This is a genomic window from Kitasatospora sp. NPDC002522, from assembly GCF_053595195.1.
In genome coordinates this window covers 52,044-71,917 of the sequence record NZ_JBSFXE010000039.1, presented here as the reverse complement: position 1 = coordinate 71,917, position 19,874 = coordinate 52,044, and the positions used below count along the sequence as shown (strand labels likewise).

General features: G+C 70.1%; 14 protein-coding genes. 2 read left to right on the top strand and 12 right to left on the bottom strand.

Annotated features, from left to right (window positions below):
- Positions 1 to 356 precede the first annotated feature (356 nt).
- The 9 genes from ACWD4U_RS27715 to eccD all read right to left on the bottom strand — a co-directional run bounded on the left by ACWD4U_RS27715 (position 357) and on the right by eccD (position 11,258).
- A complete protein-coding gene (locus ACWD4U_RS27715; protein WP_363458270.1) occupies positions 357 to 2,042 on the bottom strand; it encodes a ribonuclease J in 1,686 nt (561 codons plus the stop codon).
- A gap of 171 nt (positions 2,043 to 2,213) precedes the next feature.
- Complete coding sequence (gene dapA, locus ACWD4U_RS27710) at positions 2,214 to 3,113, bottom strand: 4-hydroxy-tetrahydrodipicolinate synthase (protein WP_363458267.1); 900 nt, start codon at positions 3,111 to 3,113, stop codon at positions 2,214 to 2,216.
- A 237-nt stretch (positions 3,114 to 3,350) separates the two neighbouring features.
- A complete protein-coding gene (gene thyX, locus ACWD4U_RS27705) occupies positions 3,351 to 4,136 on the bottom strand; it encodes an FAD-dependent thymidylate synthase (RefSeq protein WP_363458264.1) in 786 nt (261 codons plus the stop codon).
- Positions 4,137 to 4,169: 33 nt separating this feature from the next.
- A complete protein-coding gene (locus tag ACWD4U_RS27700) occupies positions 4,170 to 4,631 on the bottom strand; it encodes a tetratricopeptide repeat protein (RefSeq protein WP_363458261.1) in 462 nt (153 codons plus the stop codon).
- Between the two features lies 1 nt (position 4,632).
- Positions 4,633 to 5,379: a 4-hydroxy-tetrahydrodipicolinate reductase gene (dapB, locus tag ACWD4U_RS27695; protein ID WP_363458259.1), complete on the bottom strand. Its 747-nt coding sequence runs from the start codon at positions 5,377 to 5,379 to the stop codon at positions 4,633 to 4,635.
- 13 nt (positions 5,380 to 5,392) lie between these two features.
- Positions 5,393 to 6,745 carry a M16 family metallopeptidase gene (locus ACWD4U_RS27690; RefSeq protein WP_363458256.1) on the bottom strand — a complete coding sequence of 451 codons (1,353 nt, stop codon included), beginning with the start codon at positions 6,743 to 6,745 and terminating at the stop codon, positions 5,393 to 5,395.
- A gap of 87 nt (positions 6,746 to 6,832) precedes the next feature.
- Positions 6,833 to 9,043 carry a polyribonucleotide nucleotidyltransferase gene (locus ACWD4U_RS27685; RefSeq protein ID WP_363458253.1) on the bottom strand — a complete coding sequence of 737 codons (2,211 nt, stop codon included), beginning with the start codon at positions 9,041 to 9,043 and terminating at the stop codon, positions 6,833 to 6,835.
- A 380-nt stretch (positions 9,044 to 9,423) separates the two neighbouring features.
- Positions 9,424 to 9,714 (bottom strand): 30S ribosomal protein S15, encoded by a 291-nt coding sequence (gene rpsO, locus ACWD4U_RS27680; RefSeq protein WP_363458250.1) that lies wholly within the window; start codon positions 9,712 to 9,714, stop codon positions 9,424 to 9,426.
- Between the two features lie 89 nt (positions 9,715 to 9,803).
- Positions 9,804 to 11,258, bottom strand: a complete 1,455-nt coding sequence (eccD, locus tag ACWD4U_RS27675; RefSeq protein WP_363458247.1) for a type VII secretion integral membrane protein EccD — start codon at positions 11,256 to 11,258, stop codon at positions 9,804 to 9,806.
- Positions 11,259 to 11,708: 450 nt separating this feature from the next.
- Between eccD and eccCa the strand changes: the two genes are divergently transcribed.
- Entirely contained in the window at positions 11,709 to 15,662 is a 3,954-nt protein-coding gene (gene eccCa / locus ACWD4U_RS27670; protein WP_363458245.1) for a type VII secretion protein EccCa, read from the top strand.
- A 464-nt stretch (positions 15,663 to 16,126) separates the two neighbouring features.
- Entirely contained in the window at positions 16,127 to 17,542 is a 1,416-nt protein-coding gene (locus ACWD4U_RS27665; RefSeq protein ID WP_363458242.1) for an APC family permease, read from the top strand.
- 90 nt (positions 17,543 to 17,632) lie between these two features.
- On the opposite strand, the gene mycP is transcribed toward ACWD4U_RS27665, so the two are convergent.
- The 3 genes from mycP to ACWD4U_RS27650 all read right to left on the bottom strand — a co-directional run bounded on the left by mycP (position 17,633) and on the right by ACWD4U_RS27650 (position 19,756).
- Positions 17,633 to 18,946 (bottom strand): type VII secretion-associated serine protease mycosin, encoded by a 1,314-nt coding sequence (gene mycP, locus ACWD4U_RS27660; protein ID WP_363458240.1) that lies wholly within the window; start codon positions 18,944 to 18,946, stop codon positions 17,633 to 17,635.
- 128 nt (positions 18,947 to 19,074) lie between these two features.
- Positions 19,075 to 19,362 (bottom strand): WXG100 family type VII secretion target, encoded by a 288-nt coding sequence (locus ACWD4U_RS27655; protein ID WP_363458237.1) that lies wholly within the window; start codon positions 19,360 to 19,362, stop codon positions 19,075 to 19,077.
- Positions 19,363 to 19,453: 91 nt separating this feature from the next.
- Positions 19,454 to 19,756 carry a WXG100 family type VII secretion target gene (locus tag ACWD4U_RS27650; RefSeq protein ID WP_363458235.1) on the bottom strand — a complete coding sequence of 101 codons (303 nt, stop codon included), beginning with the start codon at positions 19,754 to 19,756 and terminating at the stop codon, positions 19,454 to 19,456.
- Positions 19,757 to 19,874 lie beyond the last annotated feature (118 nt).

Genomic DNA, 19,874 nt, shown 5'->3' with positions numbered 1-19,874 from the left:
CCCGAAGAATTTCGAGGCCGGGGATGTCAACATATCTGGCGTTGACTTTTGGCACGCTGTTGAGTTCTCAAGGAACGGACACTTCCTTCAGGCGGGCTTCCGACCGACCTTCCGGGCGCTTCGTTCTTTCGTGTTTCCAGCTTATCAGATCCGCGTTTCCGCTTTTCCCTGATCCGCTTTCGCCTCGGGATTTCCCTTTCGGGCTTTTCCTTTCGGCGCTCCCGAACTCTACCAGAGTTTCTCGGCCTGTTTTCCCCGCCCCGATCCGAACGAATTCGAATCCAGGAGCGAAGCCGCACGACCGTGGGGCAACCCGGAGAACATTACGCACCGGGCTGCCCCAGGTCAAATCAGGCTCAGACCTCGACGACGACCGGGAGGATCATCGGACGGCGGCGGTAGTTGTCTGCCACCCACTTGCCGAGGGTGCGGCGGACCAGCTGCTGCACCTGACGGACTTCCAGGACGCCCTCGTTCGCGGAACGGGTCAGGGCCTCCTCCAGCTTGCCGGCGACGGAGGCGAATGCGCCGTCCTCGATGCCGGAGCCGCGGGCCTGGATGGTCGGGCCGCTGACGATCTTTCCGTTGGTGGAGTCGACCACCACGAAGACCGAGATGAAGCCTTCCTCACCGAGGATGCGACGGTCCTTCAGGGAGGCCTCGGTGATGTCGCCGACCGAGGAGCCGTCGACGTACACGTAGCCGGCCTGGACCTTGCCGACGATGCGGGCGACGCCCTTTTCGAGGTCGACGCAGACGCCGTCCTCGGCGATGACCACGCGGTTGCGCGGAATGCCGGTGGCGATGCCGAGGTCGGCGGCGGCGCGCAGGTGGCGCCATTCGCCGTGGACCGGCATCAGGTTCCTCGGCTTGCAGATGTTGAAGAAGTACAGCAGCTCGCCGGCCGAGGCGTGGCCGGAGACGTGCACCTTGGCGTTGCCCTTGTGGACCACCTTGGCGCCCCAGCGGGTGAGGCCGTTGATGACGCGGTAGACGGCGTTCTCGTTGCCGGGGATCAGCGAGGAGGCGAGGACGACGGTGTCGCCCTCGACGATGCGGATCTGGTGGTCGCGGTTGGCCATCCGGGACAGCGCGGCCATCGGCTCGCCCTGGGAGCCGGTGCAGATCAGCACCACCTCCTTGTCGGGAAGGTCGTCGAGGGTCTTGACGTCGACGATCAGGTTGCCGGGGACCTTCAGGTAGCCGAGCTCGCGCGCGATGCCCATGTTGCGGACCATCGAGCGGCCGACGAAGGCGACCTTGCGCTTGTACTCGTGCGCGGCGTCCAGGACCTGCTGGATGCGGTGCACGTGGCTGGCGAAGGAGGCCACGATGATGCGCTTGTCCGCGTTGGCGAAGACGTTGCGCAGCGCGGCGGAGATGTCGCGCTCGTGCGGGATGAAGCCCGGGACCTCGGCGTTGGTGGAGTCCACCAGCAGCAGGTCCATGCCTTCCTCGGCCAGCTTGGCGAAGGTGGGCAGGTCGGTGAGCCGGCCGTCCAGCGGGAGCTGGTCCATCTTGAAGTCGCCGGTGGCGACGACCATGCCCGCGGGGGTGCGGACGGCGACCGCGAGGGCGTCCGGGATGGAGTGGTTGACCGCGATGAACTGGCAGTCGAAGGGGCCGATCCGCTCGCGGTCGCCCTCGGTGACCTCCAGGACGTAGGGACGGATGCGGTGCTCGGCGAGCTTGGCCTCGATCAGGGCGAGGGTGAGCTTCGAGCCGATCAGCGGGATGTCCGGATTCTCCCGGAGCAGGTACGGGACGGCGCCGATGTGGTCCTCGTGCCCGTGGGTCAGGACGATGCCGTCGATCTTGTCGAGGCGGTCCCGGATGTAGGTGAAGTCCGGGAGGATCAGGTCGACGCCGGGCTGCTCGTCCTCGGGGAAGAGCACGCCGCAGTCGATGATCAGGATCCGGTCGCCGTACTCGAGGACCGTCATGTTGCGGCCGATCTCGCCGAGACCGCCGAGCGGAGTGATGCGGAGGGCGCCCTCCTTGAGTGCGGGGGGCGCGCCGAGTTCGGGGTGCGGGTGGCTCAAAAGACTCTCCTCACGACGCACGCCATATGCCCGGGGGGTTCCTCCCCCGGCGGCATATGGCGTGCGTCCATCGTGGTTACCTGACTGCCGATTGCCGCGCGCCTTCGGTCCCGGTCCAGCGGCGGACCCGGTCGGGTCCGGCGAGCCGGGGGCGCGCACGTCTGTTGTTGGTTACAGGTGTACCCCGCCGGCGGCGAGATCCTCCTTCAACCGGGCGATCTCCGCGTCCGTGGCGGAGATCAGCGGCAGGCGCAGCGGTCCGGCCGCGTGCCCCTGCAGGTTCAACGCCGCCTTGGAGAGGATCACTCCCTGGGTGCGGAACATTCCGGCGTACACCGGGAGCAGGGCCTGGTGGACGGCGAGCGCCTTGGCGGTGTCGCCGGAGGTGAAGGCGTCGACCATGGTGCGCAGTTCGGCGGCGACGACGTGGCCGACCACGCTGACCACGCCGACGGCTCCGACCGAGAGCAGCGGCAGGGTCAGGATGTCGTCGCCGGAGTACCAGGCGAGGCCGGAGCGGGCGATGGCCCAGGCGGCTGCGGCGACGTCGCCCTTGGCATCCTTGTTGGCGACGATCCGGGGGTGCTCGCCGAGGCGGACCAGGGTGTCGAGTTCGAGCGCGACGCCGGAGCGGCCGGGGATGTCGTAGAGCATGACCGGCAGGTCGGTGGCGTCGGCGATGGCGACGGTGTGCCGGTACAGGCCCTCCTGCGGGGGCTTGCTGTAGTACGGGGTGACCGCGAGCAGGCCGTGGGCTCCGGCGGCCTGGGCCTGGCGGGCGAGTTCCACGCTGTGGTGGGTGTCGTTGGTGCCGACGCCGGTGACCACGTGGGCGCGGTCCCCGACCGCCTCGACCACGGCCCGGACCAGTTGGGCCTTCTCCGCGTCGGTGGTGGTCGGCGACTCGCCGGTGGTGCCGTTGAGCACCAGGCCGTCGTTGCCGGAGTCCACCAGGTGGGCGGCGAGGCGCTGGGCGCCGTCGAGGTCGAGCGCGCCCTCGGGGGTGAAGGGGGTGACCATCGCGGTCAGGACCCGGCCGAAGGGCGTCTGCGGTGTGGAGGTCGGAGCCATGAATCCAAAGCTACTCGTAGGGCGGTGGTCGGTAGCCACGCAGGTCCAGGGTTTGGACAGTCCGGACCGCCTGGAGCCGGGCCTGACATGGGATTCCGGTGCTGCGCGCTCGGGGGTTCACGCAGCACCGGAATCCGTGTCCTGAGCGTATGGAGCGGCCGAGAAAGCCGCAATCCAGACATGCCGGACAGTCCGTCCATCTGCCGGTCGGTGCAGGTCAGGGCAGCCGACGGGGCGTCAGACCTTGCGCCAGCCGGGGACCCAGGCGCCGTCCTCGACGGTGTAGTCGCCGAACAGCGAAGGGGCCTCCTTGACCATCAGCTCGCCGATCTTGCCGAACAGCAGCCGGATCTCCTCCTCCGCGCCGGGCGCGGTGCGGTTCTCGATCACGTGCCGCAGGGTGCGCACGTTGGCGGTCCACACCAGGCCGGTGGCCAGGCCCTCGGGGGCGAAGCGGCGCATGAAGGAGGTCTTCTCCTTCTTCTCGTGGAACTTCACGCCCTCCTCGTCCAGCCCGAAGTGGTCGGCCATCCAGTGCTGGAACCCCTCGATCTCCTTCATCAGGCTGGTCGCCCGGGTCATCAGCTCGAGGTCCTCCTGCGCCCACTCGGGGAACCAGAACGGGATGTCGTCGAGCCGGACGAAGCGCAGCGACTCCTGGGAGACGGCGACGCCCGCGCGGTGGCGGACCAGCTCGTGGGTGACCACGCGGCTGACGTTGTGCAGGACGAAGGTGAAGGAGACGTGCTCCAGCACCGAGCCGTGCGCGCTGGCCAGGATGTTCTTCAGGTAGACGTCCTGGTCGGTGCGGACCTTGGTGACGTTCGGGTTCAGGCCCGGCTTCCAGGAGCGGTAGCAGATCCGGCCGGCGAACTCGGCGAGGTTCTGGGCGTCGTCCAGGTCGCCGCGGTCGACGCGCTCCAGCCAGCTCTCGCCGCCGACGTCCTGCAGGTAGGCCGCGACCTCGTCGTAGTCGAGCTCGGGGCGGGCGATGAGGTGGACCTGGGGTTCGACAGCGCGCATGGAAAACGTCCTGAGGTCTGGGGAGAGTACGGGTCAGTCTACGGCGGCGGCCGAGGCATCCCGGTCATGCAGCGAGATGGCGTGCTGCATCGCCTTGCGGGCGCGGGGCACGTCGCCCGCGTCCGCGTAGGCGACGGCCAGGCGGAAGAAGTTCCGCCAGTCGGTCGGGGCGGCCTCGGCCTCGGCCTTGCGGCGGTTGAACACGGCGTCGGCGGAGGCGCGGTCGATCCGGCCGCCGCCGGTGCGCACGAGCTCGTCGACCGGCAGCCCGCCCTCGGCCTCCAGCTGGCGGGCGAGCCGTTCGCTGGCCCGGCCGAAGCGGATGGTCTGCCGGAGGAACCAGACCCCGATCAGCGGGATGACGAAGGCGCACACGCCGATGCCGATGCCCAGCGGCTTGCCGGTGGCGACCAGTTGGACGCCCTCCCCGACGCAGATCAGGGAGACCAGCAGCAGGACGCCGGAGAGCACGAAGAAGCCGGTGCGAGAGGTCATGTCACAGGTCCAGGAAGTGTTCCAGGCCGAAGGTCAGGCCCGGGTGGTCGGCGATCTTCCGCACGCCGAGCAGGATGCCGGGCATGAAGCTGGCGTGGTGCATCGAGTCGTGACGGATCGTCAGGGTCTCGCCGGTGTCGCCGAACATCACCTGCTGGTGCGCGAGCAGGCCGCGCAGCCGCACCGCGTGCACCGGGACGCCGTCCACGTCGGCGCCGCGGGCGCCGGGGAGGCTGTGGGTGGTGGGGTCCTGCTGCGGGGGCAGACCGGCCTCGGCGCGGGCCGCGGCGATCAGCTGGGCGGTGCGGGTGGCGGTGCCGGACGGGGCGTCGGCCTTGCGGTCGTGGTGCAGCTCGACCACCTCGACGGACTCGAAGTACTTCGCGGCGACCTGCGAGAACTTCATGCCGAGGATCGCGCCGATGGAGAAGTTCGGCGCGATCAGCAGCCCGGTGCCCGGGTTCCCGGCCAGCCAGCCCTCGACCTCGCCGAGCCGGACGTCGTCCCAGCCGGTGGTGCCGGTGACCACGTGGATGCCGTGGTGCAGGCAGTAGTCGAGGTTGCCCATCACCGAGTCGGGGTGGGTGAGTTCGACCGCGACGTCGACCCCGGCGTCGGTCAGCTCGGTCAGCTTCGAGTCCCGGCCGAGCGCGGCGACCAGCTCCATGTCCTCGGCGGCCTCGACGGCCTTGACCGCCTCGGAGCCGATCCGGCCCTTGGCGCCGATCACGGCGACGCGCAGCGTCATGTCAGTTGTCCTCTCAGACCAGCAGGTCGGCGAGCTTGGCGGCCCGCCGGTCGTTGATCGGGCCGATCAGGGCGAGCGAGGGCCGGTACGCCCCCAGCACATCACGGGCGACGGCGTGCACGTCGTCCAGGGTCACCGCGGCCATCTTGGCCAGCATCTCGTCCACCGACAGGTGGTGGCCGTAGGAGAGTTCGGCCTTGCCGATCCGGTTCATCAGCGAGCCGGTGTCCTCCATGCCGAGCACGGTGGAGCCGGAGATCTGGCCGATCGCGCGGTTCAGCTCCTCCTCGGTGATGCCCTCGGCGACCACCCGGGCGAGCTCCTCGCGGCAGATCCGCAGCACTTCCTCGACCCGCTTGGGCTGGCAGCCGGCGTAGATGCCGAACAGGCCGGTGTCGGAGTAAGAGGAGGAGTAGGAGTAGACGGAGTAGGCCAGGCCGCGCTTCTCCCGGACCTCCTGGAACAGGCGGGAGCTCATGCCGCCGCCGAGCGCCGCGTTGAGCACGCCGAGCGCCCAGCGGCGTTCGTCGTGGCGCGGCACGCCGGGGACGCCGAGCACCAGGTGGGCCTGCTCGGTGGGGCGGTTGAGCACCGCGGCCTTGCCGGAGGTGCGGACCGCCTTGACGCCGCGGCGGACCTCGGCGGGGTGGCCGGTGGACTTGGCCAGGACCGGCTCGAAGGCCTTCTGGACCAGCTTGACCACCTTGCCGTGGTCGAGGTTGCCGGCCGCCGCGACCACCAGGTTCTCCGGCTTGTAGCGGCGGTGGTAGAAGCCCGCGATCTGCTCGCGGGTCAGGTCGCCGACGGTCTCCTGGGTGCCCAGGATCGGGCGGCCGAGCGGGCCCGAACCGAAGATCACCTTGGCGAACAGGTCGTGCACCACGTCGCCCGGGTCGTCCTCCGCCATCGCCATCTCTTCGAGGATGACGCCGCGCTCGGACTCCACGTCCTCCGGCCGGACCAGCGAGCCGGTGAGCATGTCGCAGACCACGTCGATGGCCAGCGGCAGGTCGGTGTCGAGCACCCGCGCGTAGTAGCAGGTGTTCTCCTTCGCGGTGAAGGCGTTCATCTCGCCGCCGACCGCGTCCAGCGCGGCGGAGATCTCCAGGGCGTCGCGCCGGGCGGTGCCCTTGAAGAGCAGGTGCTCCAGGTAGTGGGTGGCCCCGTTCAGGACGGGGGTCTCGTCCCGGGAGCCGACGCCGACCCAGATGCCGAAGGTGGCGCTGCGCACCGTGGGCAGGGTCTCGGTGACGACGCGCAGGCCGCCGGGGAGCACGGTGCGGCGGACCGTGCCCGCGCCGTCGGCGCCCTTGAGCAGGGTCCGGGTGGTGCCAGATGCCTGGCGCGCGGCCGGAATTTGGGCCACGGGGTGGTACCTCCGTCGGTTGACGCACGAGTCAGGGGCACGAGGCTCAAGCAGAGCCTCGCGCCCCTGACCGGTTGCTCTGGCGAATTACTCGGCGGCGGCGGCCTCGCCGCCCTCCTCGCCCTCGATGACCGGGATCAGCGACAGCTTGCCGCGCGGGTCGATCTCGGCGATCTCGACCTGCACCTTGGCGCCCACGCCGAGCACGTCCTCGACGTTCTCCACGCGCTTGCCACCGGCCAGCTTGCGGATCTGCGAGATGTGCAGCAGGCCGTCCTTGCCCGGCATCAGCGACACGAAGGCGCCGAAGGTGGTGGTCTTCACCACGGTGCCCAGGTAGCGCTCGCCGACCTCCGGCATGGACGGGTTGGCGATCTGGTTGATCGTCGAGCGGGCGGCCTCGGCGGCCGGGCCGTCGGCGGCACCGATGTAGATGGTGCCGTCGTCCTCGATGGTGATCTCGGCGCCGGTGTCCTCCTGGATCTGGTTGATCATCTTGCCCTTGGGGCCGATGACCTCGCCGATCTTGTCCACCGGGATCTTGATGGTGATGATCCGCGGCGCGTTCGGGGACATCTCGTCGGGCGAGTCGATGGCCTCGTTCATGACGTCGAGGATGTGCAGGCGCGCGTCGCGGGCCTGCTTCAGCGCGGCGGCCAGCACCGAGGCCGGGATGCCGTCGAGCTTGGTGTCGAGCTGCAGGGCGGTGATGAAGCCGCGGGTGCCGGCGACCTTGAAGTCCATGTCGCCGTACGCGTCCTCGGCGCCCAGGATGTCGGTGAGGGTCACGTAGTGGGTCTCACCGTCGATCTCCTGCGAGATCAGGCCCATGGCGATGCCAGCGACGGGGGCCTTCAGCGGCACACCGGCGTTCAGCAGCGACATGGTCGAGGCGCAGACCGAGCCCATCGAGGTGGAGCCGTTGGAGCCCAGCGCCTCGGAGACCTGGCGGATCGCGTAGGGGAACTCCTCGCGGGTCGGCAGGACGGGCAGGATCGCCCGCTCGGCCAGCGCGCCGTGGCCGATCTCGCGGCGCTTCGGGGAGCCGACGCGGCCGGTCTCGCCGACCGAGTACGGCGGGAAGTTGTAGTTGTGCATGTAGCGGCGACGGGTCTCCGGGGAGAGCGTGTCGAGCTGCTGCTCCATGCGCAGCATGTTCAGCGTGGTGACGCCCAGGATCTGGGTCTCGCCGCGCTCGAACAGGGCGGAGCCGTGGACCCGCGGGATCGCCTCGACCTCGGCGGCCAGGGTGCGGATGTCGGTGACGCCGCGGCCGTCGATGCGGACCTTGTCCTTGATGACGCGCTCGCGGACGATCTTCTTGGTCAGCGCGTTGTACGCGGCGCTGATCTCCTTCTCGCGGCCCTCGAACTCCGGGAGCAGCTTGTCGGCGGCGACGCCCTTGATCCGGTCCAGCTCGTTCTGGCGCTCCTGCTTGCCGGCGATGGTCAGCGCCTTGGCCAGCTCGTCCTTGACGGCGGAGGTCAGCGCGGCCAGCACGTCGTCCTGGTACTCCAGGAAGCGCGGGAACTCGCCGGTCGGCTTGGCGGCCTGCTTGGCGAGCTGGGCCTGGGCGGCGCAGAGCACCTTGATGAAGGGCTTGGAGGCCTCCAGACCGGCGGCGACGACCTCCTCGGTGGGCGCCTCGGCGCCGCCCTCGACCAGGGCGATGGTCTTGGTCGTGGCCTCGGCCTCGACCATCATGATCGCCACGTCGCCGTCCGGCAGGACGCGACCGGCCACGACCATGTCGAAGACGGCGTCCTCGAGCTCGGAGTGGGTCGGGAACGCCACCCACTGGCCCTTGATCAGCGCGACGCGGACGCCGCCGATCGGGCCGGAGAACGGCAGGCCGGCCAGCTGGGTGGAGGCGGAGGCCGCGTTGATGGCCACCACGTCGTACAGGTGGTCGGGGTTGAGCGCCATGACGGTCACGACGACCTGGATCTCGTTGCGCAGGCCCTTGACGAAGGACGGGCGCAGCGGGCGGTCGATCAGGCGGCAGGTGAGGATCGCGTCCTCGGAGGGCCGGCCCTCGCGACGGAAGAACGAGCCGGGGATGCGGCCCGCGGCGTACATCCGCTCCTCGACGTCGACCGTCAGCGGGAAGAAGTCGAAGTGCTCCTTGGGCTGCTTCGAGGCGCTGGTCGCCGACAGCACCATGGTGTCGTCGTCCAGGTACGCCACGGCGGAACCGGCCGCCTGGCGGGCCAGGCGGCCGGTCTCGAAGCGGATGGTGCGGGTGCCGAAGCTGCCGTTGTCGATGACGGCCTCGGCGTAGAAAACGTTCTCTTCCACCTGGAAGATCTCCTCTTTGTTTCGTCTGTCTTCCAGGAGCGTCCCAGCGCTTGCCTGCCTGCGGCCCGGGCAGCTGGGCCGGTCTTCGATCGAAGCCACCGGGTCGGGCCCCGTCTTCTCGGGGACTCCCGGCGGCCACTACCGAGGACCGGCGCCTCGGCCATGCGGCGGTCGGCGTGTGGACGCTCCTGCGGTGTGGGCGGCTTCCGTGTGAAGCCGTGCTGCCCGCATGGGCGGGCATGCCCTTTACCTTACAAATTCACACCCCGTCGAGCGCGGCTTTACGGCTCGCGTCCATCCGAAGGGTGTGGTTTTCGGGGTGGCGCGGATGCGCCGAAGGGCGGCTCCCCCGGTCAGGGGAGCCGCCCCTAAGAGCGGAGTCAGCGGGCGCCGCCGGCGGCACCGCGGCGGATGCCGAGGCGGTCCACCAGGGTACGGAAGCGCTCGATGTCCTTCTTGGCCAGGTACTGCAGCAGGCGGCGACGCTGGCCGACCAGGATCAGCAGGCCACGGCGCGAGTGGTGGTCGTGCTTGTGGAGCTTCAGGTGCTCGGTCAGGTCCGAGATACGGCGCGAGAGCATCGCCACCTGAACCTCGGGAGAGCCGGTGTCGCCCTCCTTCTGGCCGAACTCGGCGATGAGCTGCTTCTTGACGTCAGCGGCGAGAGCCACGGGCATCTCCTTCGGTTACTGGCCGAGCGACCCTGGTAGGCGACACAGGCTCTGAAAAGACTCGGACGGACCTACGATACCAGCGCGGCTCAGCTGGTCGCGCCGCGGATGATGTTGTAGACGTTCAGCACGGCCAGCGCGAGCGGCACCAGGGCGATCAGCATCAGGCTGTCCACCATGTCCAGGATGCGGCCCCAGAACGGCGACACCCCGGAGCGCGGCACGATCAGCGCGATCGCGACCATCACCGCCGCGCCGGCCCCGATGGAGGCCGACATCCACACCGTGCGCAGGTCGGCGCCGGTGGCGCCGGAGGTCAGCAGGTGCAGCGGGGTGTGCAGGGACAGGCCCAGGATCAGCAGCGACAGGCCGGCCAGGCCCGCGATGGTGAGCGCGAAGACCTGCGCGGTGTACCGGAACAGCCGGGCGCGCAGCATGGTCGTCACGCCGATCGCCAGGGCGAGCAGCTCGGCGAAGGTGCGGTCGCTGAAGCCGAGCACGGTGCAGGCGCCGACGATGGTGGCGGAGGCGCCGCCGACCAGGCCGACCAGCACCTCGTGGCCGCGGCGGGCCTGGGCGGCGATCCGCTCGTACTGGACGGTCTCGGCGCGGTCGGTCTCCTCGCCGTAGGCGGTGCCGCGGGTGCGGGTCTGGCCGGGGGCGCTGAAGCCGACGGGGAGCCGGGCGAAGCGGGCGGAGAGCGCGGGCAGGAAGCCGATCACGGCGACCGCCGCGACGCCGGTGACGGCGGCGATGTCGGTGATCGCGGTGCCGGAGAGCAGCACCGCGGCGAAGGTGGCCAGGGTGCCGGCAGTGGCCAGGAAGGCCGTGGCGACGAAGACCGAGTCCTTCTCCGGCAGCAGGCCGACCAGCAGGACGGAGACCACCAGCACGGTGACGCAGCCGACCAGGAACTGGAGCCGGCCCGGTCCGTCGCCGACGTGCGGGACGTCGATGACGCCGGAGCCCGCCAGCATGGCGTGCGGCAGCGCGCCGAGGCCGAGCGCGAGCGCGGCGGCGTGGTCGTCGTAGACCCGGGCCCGCACGCCGGCGTAGGTCACCAGGACCACGGCGGTGACGCCGGACAGGATCCCCGGCAGGCCGTACATGTCGTGCCGCAGGTCGGAGAACCAGAGCGCGAAGGCCAGCAGGACGAGCAGCACCGTGCCGGCGATCAGGCCGAAGGCCCGCATCAGGTCGGGGCTCCAGAACCGGCGGTCGGCGGCGACCGCGGAGGCGATCGCGTCGGCGACGTCGTCGTAGACGGCCGGCGGCAGTGACTCCGCGAACGGCCGCAGGCTCAGCAGGTCGCCGTCGCGGACCTGCTGGGCGATCAGCGGCAGGCCGCTGTCGAGCACGGTGCCGTCCCGCCGGACCAGGTGGAACCCGGTCGGCGTGCCGTCCACCTGGGTCTGCCCGGAGAGCCGCAGCACCTCGGGGTAGATGTCGGCGAGCGGGACGTCCTCCGGCAGGGCGACGTCGATCCGGCTGTCCGGTGCCACTACGGTGACCCGGCAGAAACCGGTCGCTGCGTTTGTGCTCACCGGCCCTCTCCCCCTCGTTGGCTGTGTCGGCAAGGCTGCGACCTCGTCTCGACGGGTACCGGAACTGTCACGGCCCGAACGAGAGTTGGCGCGGCGACACCTTACCCCCCACGGCAACCGTGTGCTGCGGCGGCCCGTCGACGGGGACTCAGAAGCCGCTCCGTGGAAGGGTTCCGACCCCGTGAACGAACTTCATCGGCGCGCGCAGTAGGATCGGCCCCTGCGCACGGCGTACGGGGGCGGTGTCGAAGACGCGGCAGCCCCGCGCGCCTGCGGTCCGGCGGAGCGGGGGCGGCGTCATACGGGGCGCCCTCACCGTACGTATCCAGATGCGTGAGGGCGGATTGTGAGCGAGCGATGGGGGTGCCCCCGATCAAGTGCCCGGGATGGGCGCACCGTTGAGCACGGGGAGACGCGCGCTGCGGCTGCCTGCGAGGGCGGGGTGATCGCGTGAGCACGGTGACGGTCAAGCGTCCGCCGCGGGCGTTCCCGCCCCCGGTGTCGGACGAGGCGGTCGAGTTGGTGCCGCCGCCCGAGCTGCCCCGCGGGGGTGGCGAGGACTGGATGATGTCGCTGCTGCCGCTGCTCGGCATGGGCGGCTCGGCGGCGTTCTTCTTCTCGCCGGGTGCACAGGGCCCGATGAAGATGATGGGCGTCCTGATGGTGGCCTCCACCGCGGCGATGGCGGTGGCGCAGATCGTCAAGGCCCGCAAGGGCGGCAGCGCGGCCACCTCGGACGAGCGCCGGGACTACCTGAAGTACCTTCAGCAGAAGCGCCGCGAGGTGCGCCGCACGGCCGAACGGCAGCGCGGGGCGCTGCTGTTCACCCACCCGGACCCGGACCAGCTGTGGTCGATCGTGGCCGAGGGCCGCCGGTTGTGGGAGCGCCGTCCGACCGACTCCGACTTCGCGCAGATCCGGGTCGGCCTCGGCCCGCTGCAGCTGTCGACTCCGCTGGTGGCGCCGCAGACCGCGCCGATGGACGAGCTGGAGCCGCTGGCCGCGGAGGCGATGGGCACCTTCATCAAGACCCACGGCACGCTGCACGACCTGCCGCTGGCGGTGTCGCTGCGCGCCTTCTACCACATCACGGTCTGCGGCGACCCGGACTCGGTGTACGGCAACGTGCGCACGATGATCGCCCAGCTGGCCACCCTGCACTCCCCCGAGGACCTGATGATCGCGGTCGCGGCCGCGCCGGGTGCGGTGGAGGAGTGGGAGTGGACCAAGTGGCTGCCGCACACCCAGCACCGCAAGGAGAGCGACGGCGCCGGCACCCGGCGGCTGATCGCCACCGGGCTGGGCGAGTTGGAGGAGCTGCTGGCCAACGAGCTGGCCGGCCGCAAGGGCTTCTCCCGGGACAGCACGCCGAGCGCGGACCAGCCGCACCTGGTGGTCGTCATGGACGGCGCCTCGGTGCCAGCCGACTCGGTGATCGCCGGTCCCGAGGGCGTGCACGGCGTCACCGTGATCGAGGTCGTCCCGGGTGACCTGGACGAGCCGAACGGCCACCTGGTGATCACCGTCGGCAAGCACGAGCTGATGCTGGAGGCGGCGTCCGGGGCGAGCTACCCGGGCAAGCCGGACTTCCTGACCAGCTGGCAGTCCGAGGCGCTGGCCCGGCAGTTGGCCCCGTTCCGGGCCTCGGTGGGCGACGACGACGGCGACCCGTCGCTGGTGTCGATGGACTTCACCGAGATGATGCACACCGGCGACCCGGGCTCCTTCGACCCGGCCCGGCACTGGCGGCCGAAGCCGATCCGGGAGAAGCTGCGCGTCCCGCTGGGCGTCGGCAGCAACGGCGAGTACGTCTGGCTGGACCTCAAGGAAGCCTCGCTGGAGGGCATGGGCCCGCACGGCATGTGCGTCGGCGCGACCGGTTCCGGCAAGTCCGAGGTGCTGCGCACCATCGTGCTGGCGCTGGCGGTGACGCACTCCTCCGAGGTGCTGAACCTGGTCCTCGCGGACTTCAAGGGTGGTGCGACCTTCGCCGGCATGTCGGAGATGCCGCACACCGCGGCCGTGATCACCAACCTGGAGGGCGAGGCCACCCTGATCGACCGCATGCGCGATGCGATCGAGGGTGAGATGAACCGCCGTCAGGAGCTGCTGCGCGCGGCGGGCAACTACGCCAACATCAACGAGTACGAGCGGGCCCGCGCGGCCGGCGCGGCGCTCGACCCGCTGCCCTCGCTGCTGATGATCATCGACGAGTTCTCCGAACTCCTCACCGCCAAGCCGGACTTCATCGACCTGTTCATCCAGATCGGCCGGATCGGCCGTTCGCTGGGTATGCACATGCTGCTCGCCTCGCAGCGTCTGGAGGAGGGCAAGCTCCGCGGTCTGGACACCTTCCTGTCCTACCGGCTGGGTCTGCGCACCTTCTCGGCCGCCGAGTCGCGGGCCGCGATCGGCGTGCCGGACGCCTACCACCTGCCGCCGATCCCCGGCGTGGGCTACCTGAAGTTCGGCTCCGACGTGATGGAGCGGTTCCGGGCCGCGTACGTGTCCGGCCCGTACCGGCCGCCGGGCCAGGTGCGCGCGGTCGGCGGCCGGGTGGTCACCTCCCTGCCGGTGCTGTTCACCGCGGCCGAGGTCGCGGTGGTCGAGCCGGAGGTCGAGGAGGTGCCGGAGATCGTCGAGGAGGAGATCGACGACTCGCTGCTCGACACCATGCTGGACGTCTTCGTGGCGCGGATGATCGGCCAGGGCCCGCCGGCCCACCAGGTGTGGCTGCCGCCACTGGAGGAGCCGCCCTCCATGGACAGCCTGCTCACCACGCTGCAGGCCACCCCGGAGCGCGGTCTGACCGCGCCCGACTACGGCCGCCTGGGCAGCCTGATCGTCCCGGTCGGCATCGTCGACAAGCCGCGCGACCAGCGCCGCGACGTGATGTACCTGGACTACTCGGGTGCCGCGGGCCACGGCATGATCGTCGGCGGTCCGCTGTCCGGCAAGTCCACCCTGGTGCGCACCATCGTGGCCGGCTTCGCGATGACCCACACGCCGGTCGAGACGCAGTTCTACCTGCTCGACTTCGGCGGCGGCGGCTTCGGCTCACTGGCCGACCTGCCGCACGTCGGCGGGGTGGCGGGCCGACTGGACGTCGAGAAGGTCCGCCGCATGATCAGCGAGGTGCACGGCGTGCTCAACCGCCGTGAGGAGCTGTTCCGCAGCGCGGGGATCGACACCATCTCCACCTACCGCACCCGCCGGGCCAACGGGCAGCTGCCGGACGAGCAGTTCGGCGACGTGTTCCTGTTCATCGACGGCTGGATGATCTTCAAGCAGGAGTTCGAGGTCCTGGAGCCGGTGATCGCCGACATCGCCCAGCGCGGTCTCGGCTACGGCGTGCACGTGGTGATCACCGCGGCCCGCTACGCCGAGGTCCGCCCGGCGCTGAAGGACCTGCTGCAGAACCGCACCGAGCTGAAGCTCGGTGACGCGATGGAGTCCGAGGTCGACCGCAAGCTGTCCGCGGTGGTGCCGTCCGTCCCGGGTCGTGGTCTGACCTCCGGCAAGCTGCACTTCCTGTCCGGCCTGCCGCGGATCGACGGCAGCTCCAGCACCGAGGATCTGACGGACGGGGTCACCGACTTCGTCTCCCAGGTGAACGCGGCCTGGACCGGTCCGCGCGCCCCGCAGGTCCGCATGCTGCCGCAGGTGCTGGACGGCAACTCGCTGCCCAAGGGCTTCGAGCACCCCGAGCTGGGCGTCGCCTTCGGTGTCGACGAGGTCGAGCTGGCGCCGGTCTTCGTCAACTTCGAGACCGACCCGCTGTTCATCGTCTTCGGTGAGAGCGAGTCCGGTAAGTCGGCGATGCTGCGGATGCTGATCAAGCAGATCACCGACCGGTACACCCCGGACCAGGCCGGCATCGTGGTCGGCGACTTCCGCCGCTCGCTGCTGGGCGTGGTGCCGCCGGAGTACCTGGTGGAGTACGCCGCCGCGGCACCCGCCATGACGGCGATCGTGGACATGCTCCGCGGCGCCTGTGCACGCCGCCTGCCGGGACCGGACGTCACGCCGGAGCAGCTGCGCAACCGCAGCTGGTACAGCGGCAAGGACATGTTCGTGATCGTGGACGACTACGAGCTGGTCGCGACCCAGTCGGGCAACCCGATGGCGCCGCTGGCCGAGTTCCTGCCGTTCGCCCGCGACATCGGCCTGCGGGTGATCGTCGCCCGCAGCGCGGGCGGCGCCGGCCGCTCGCTGTTCGAGCCGGTGATGCAGCGCATGCGCGAGCTGGGCGGTCAGGGCCTGCTGCTCTCGGGTGACAAGGGTGAGGGCGCGCTGCTCGGCACGGTCAAGCCGCAGCCGCTGCCGCCGGGCCGTGGTGTGTTCGTCTCCCGCCGGATCGCGGCGGGCCAGATGGTGCAGACGGGCTGGCTGCCGACGCCGTAGTCGTCACTCGCAGTGGTCGCCGGGGCCGGGTTCCGACAAGGGACCCGGCCCTCTGGCATCTCAGGTGGCGGGCTGTGCCATAACGTTATCTTCCAATTTTCGAAGGCGACCTTCGAAACCCGTAGGCGGTCGGGGCCCCACGGGGCCCTCTTCGGCCCGCCCGCCCCGCTCCGGAGGCCGCCTTGGAATCGGAGTCGCGCAGATCACTTCACCTTCGATTCAAGCGCAGTTCATCCGAGTTGACACCACGGAAACATGCGCCATTCGCGCTCCGGGTCCGCATTCCGCAGGAGAAACCGCCTTCTCGCAACGGATTCCGCAGCTGATCCCGCGTTGACTGGGCCTGGCCACCCAGGCAACCTGGCGCATCGGGAGCGAAGCAGAACCAAACCCGCAGGACCGTGCTTCGGAGGCGATACCGCTCCCACCCCCCACATCGCAGCTCAGTGGATCGGATGCCCCCCATGACCGACACGCTTCCCCCGCAGGTCGCGAGCCCCTCCGGGGCCGCCGCGACGACGGACGGCCCGAAGAAGCTCGCCCGATCGCTGGGCGTCGTAGGCGGCACGCTGCTCACGCTCTCCTGCGTGACCCCGGCGTCCTCACTCTTCGTGATCGTCCCCGACCTGTTCAGCAGCATCGGCACCTACACGGCACTGGCCATCGCCATCGGCTCGCTGATCTGCATCGCGGTGGCGTTCTGCTACTCCGAGCTCGGCACCCTGGTGCCCTCGGCGGGCGGCGAGTACGCCATGGTCGGCACCCTGGCGGGGAAGTTCGCGGGCTGGCTGGTCTTCATCCAGTCGCTGATCGTCGTGATGATCGTGCCGTCGATCATCGCCATGGGCACCGCTGACTACCTGGAACCGATCATCCACGTCGACCCGAAGATCGCGGGTGCCGTGGTGATGCTGGCGGCCACCGTGGCCGGCCTGCTGGACCTGCGCGCCAACGCCTGGATCACCGGCATCTTCCTGGTGCTCGAGGTCATCGCCTGCGCCGTGGTGTCCTTCCTCGGCTTCGGTCACGGCCAGCGGGGCGTCAGCAGCCTGGTGCACGGCGTGGTCGCCGACTCGAGCGGTGCCACCTCCTCCGTCGGCTTCTTCGGCAGCGTCGGCATCGTGGCCGCGATGGGCACCGCGCTCTTCGTCACCCAGGGCTTCTCCACCGCCATCTACCTCTCCGAGGAGCTGGAGAACCCGCGCCGGAACGTCGCCCGCACCGTGCTGTGGACCCTGGGCCTGTCGGTCGCGATCATCCTGATCCCGGTCATCGCGATCACCTTCGGCGCCCCCGACCTGACCGCGCTCTCCGCCGGCAACATCTCCGACCTGGTGATCGGCTGGAGCAACACCGGCGTCGGCACCTTCATCAGCCTCTGCATCGCGCTGGCGATCATCAACGCCGGCATCGTCATGGTGATCCAGAACTCCCGCGTGCTGTACGCCTCCGGCCGTGACAAGGCCTGGCCGGAGCCGGTCAACAAGGCCTTCGGCACCCTGAACAAGTTCAGCGCCCCGTGGATCTCCACCCTGGCGGTCGGCGTCCCCGGCGCGGTGCTCTGCTTCGTGCCGCAGGACATGCTGACCAACATCACCGGTGTCGCGGTCGCCGCGCTCTACCTGCTGGTCGCCGTCGCCGCGCTGTTCTCCCGCCGCGGCCACCACAAGGACGCGCCGGCCTGGCGCCAGCCGCTGTGGCCCGCGCTGCCGATCGTGCTGATCGTGGTGCTCGGCTACACCCTCTTCCAGCTGGACGTCACCGCGCTGTGGTGGACCCTGGGCATCACCGTCGCCGCCAGCCTCTACTGGGTGTTCTACCTGCGTCCCCGGCAGGAGACCCGCTGGGTCATCACCCTCCCCGAGGACGAGCGGGTCTGACCCCCGCAGGCCGCTCCCCCGGCCCCCGTCGGCTCCCATGCCGACGGGGGCCGCCCCGTTCCCGGGCCCGGCCCCCGTCCGGGGTTGCGTCTACTCGTGCTGCCCGCGGCGCCGGCGCATGTCCCGGCTGACGATCGCGCCGCCCGCCAGGCCCGCCACCACCAGGGCGCCCGCGCCGAGCACGAAGGTGCCGGTGCGCCGGTCCCGGTCGGCCTGGGTCTCCGCCAGGCCGAGCGGCTGCGCCACCAGCGGCATGCTGTCCAGCTTCACCGGGGCGTCAGCGTGCGGCGACTCGCTGGGCCCGGTCACCACGCTGGACTCCACCGCCTTCACCGGGTCGACCACGCCCCAGCCGATGAACTTGTTCCGGTCCCGCTCGTTGCGCTGCGCGGTCTGCTCGATCCGGGTGCGGATCTGCTGCGCGGTCCAGTGCGGGTACGCGCCCTTGAGGATCGCCGCCAGCCCGCTCACGTACGGCGCGGAGAAGCTGGTGCCGTTGTCGGTGCACTGGCCGCCCTTCGGGACGGTGGAGAGCATGTCGACGCCCGGCGCGGCCACGTCCACGAAGTCGCCGTACTGCGAGAACGGCGCGCGCTCGTTGTTGCGGTCGGAGGCGCCGACAGCGAGCACCGTGTCGTAGGAGGCCGGGTAGGTGAGACCCTCGTTGCCGTCGTTGCCGGAGGAGGCGACCACCACGACGTTCTCGTTCTCGGCGCGGGTCAGGATGTCCTCCAGCTCCTTCTGGTGGTCGAAGGCCTTGCCCTCCTCGACCCGGACGTCCTGGGAGATGTTGATGACCTGGACATGCGTGTCGAGCGCTATCTTGATCGCGTCGACCAGCGTGCCGACGTCGCCGTTGCCCTCCGCGTCGTTCTGCCGGATCGACAGGATCTGCGCGTCCTTGGCCAGACCGACGAAGCCGACGCCGTCCATCGGGGAAGCCGCGATGATTCCCGCGACCTTGGTGCCGTGGCCGACCGGGTCGTCGAGGCCGGTGCCCTCGATCACCGCGCCGTTCTGACGGTTCTTCAGCAGGCTGCCACCGTTCTGGACCTTGCCGGCCAGCTGCGGGTTGACGGCGTCCACGCCGGTGTCGATCACCGCGACCAGCACCGGCTTGCCGGTCTCGGCGTTCCTGCCGGTGCGCGGATGGTCCTTGTCCGGGCCCTTCCACAGCTCGTCCAGGAAGACCCGCTGCAGCGCCCACGGCTTGCTCTTCACGTTCTCCGCGGGGAACTTGCAGTCGCCGGCCGCGGCGATCGAGATCGGCGACCACTGCTGGGCCCCGCTCGACGGCGAGGGGGACGGCGAGGGCTCCGCGTACGCCGGGACGGTTGCGGCCGAGCCGACCACCCCGAGCACCAGCAGCACCGCGCCCGCCCGGCGCAACGATCCTGACGACACCTGCACTCCACCCCTCAGTTCCACCCGTGTGATCAGCGCGCGCCCCGTGTCACGCGCGCAGGGCGGGCGCCCGAGTGGACGCCCGCCCTGTTGTGTCGAGCGCTACCGCGCCGACCAGCGAACCGCGATCAGCTCCAGATCTGCGAGTTCTGGTTCTCGGTCTGCTGGTAGCTCTGCGCGGCGTTGTCCAGCGCGGAGGCGATCTGGCCCAGGACCTGCTGCAGGTCGGCGGCCTTGGCGTCCCACTGCGCCTGGCGGGCCTGGTAACCCTGCTGCGCGGCGCCTTCCCAGGTGTTGGCGATGCGCTGCACGCCGGACTTCAGGTCGTCGAGCTGCGACTGGATGCGCGAGGCGGTCTGCCGCACCTCGGAGCCCGCGTTCTGGATCGTACCGAAACTAACTTGGATCTCGGCCATGTGACTCTCCCTCTCGATGGATACGCGGCCAACCCCCGTGGAGGCCGCGAGTTGACGGCTAAGGAACCGTGTGACGACAGCGAGACCGGCGTCAGCCGCCGATGCCGCCGACCGCCGAGGCCTGCTCCTCTTCGGTCATCGAGTAGAGCTTGGTGGTCGCCTCGATCGCCTGGCGGATCTCGTCGAGCACCTTGTTCAGCGCGGACGCGTCGTCGTTCACCCGGGTCTGCATCTGCTGGTAGGCGGTGGCAGCCGCGCCCTTCCAGCTTCCGGAGATCTCCGACACCAGGTTGTTGAGACGCGAGATCTCACCCTGGACCTGAGCGTTGACCTCACCGATGCGGTTCGCGAAGGCCGTCATCTCCTCCGCGGTCGTCTTGAACTGACCAGCCATGATGATCCACCGTCCCCCATGAGACAGACATCGTCCGAACGTCCTGTGGGGAACGTCCGTACGGGCACCACGGTGTGGTGCTCTGTAGCACTGTAACGGCCAAGTGCTGCTCACCCAA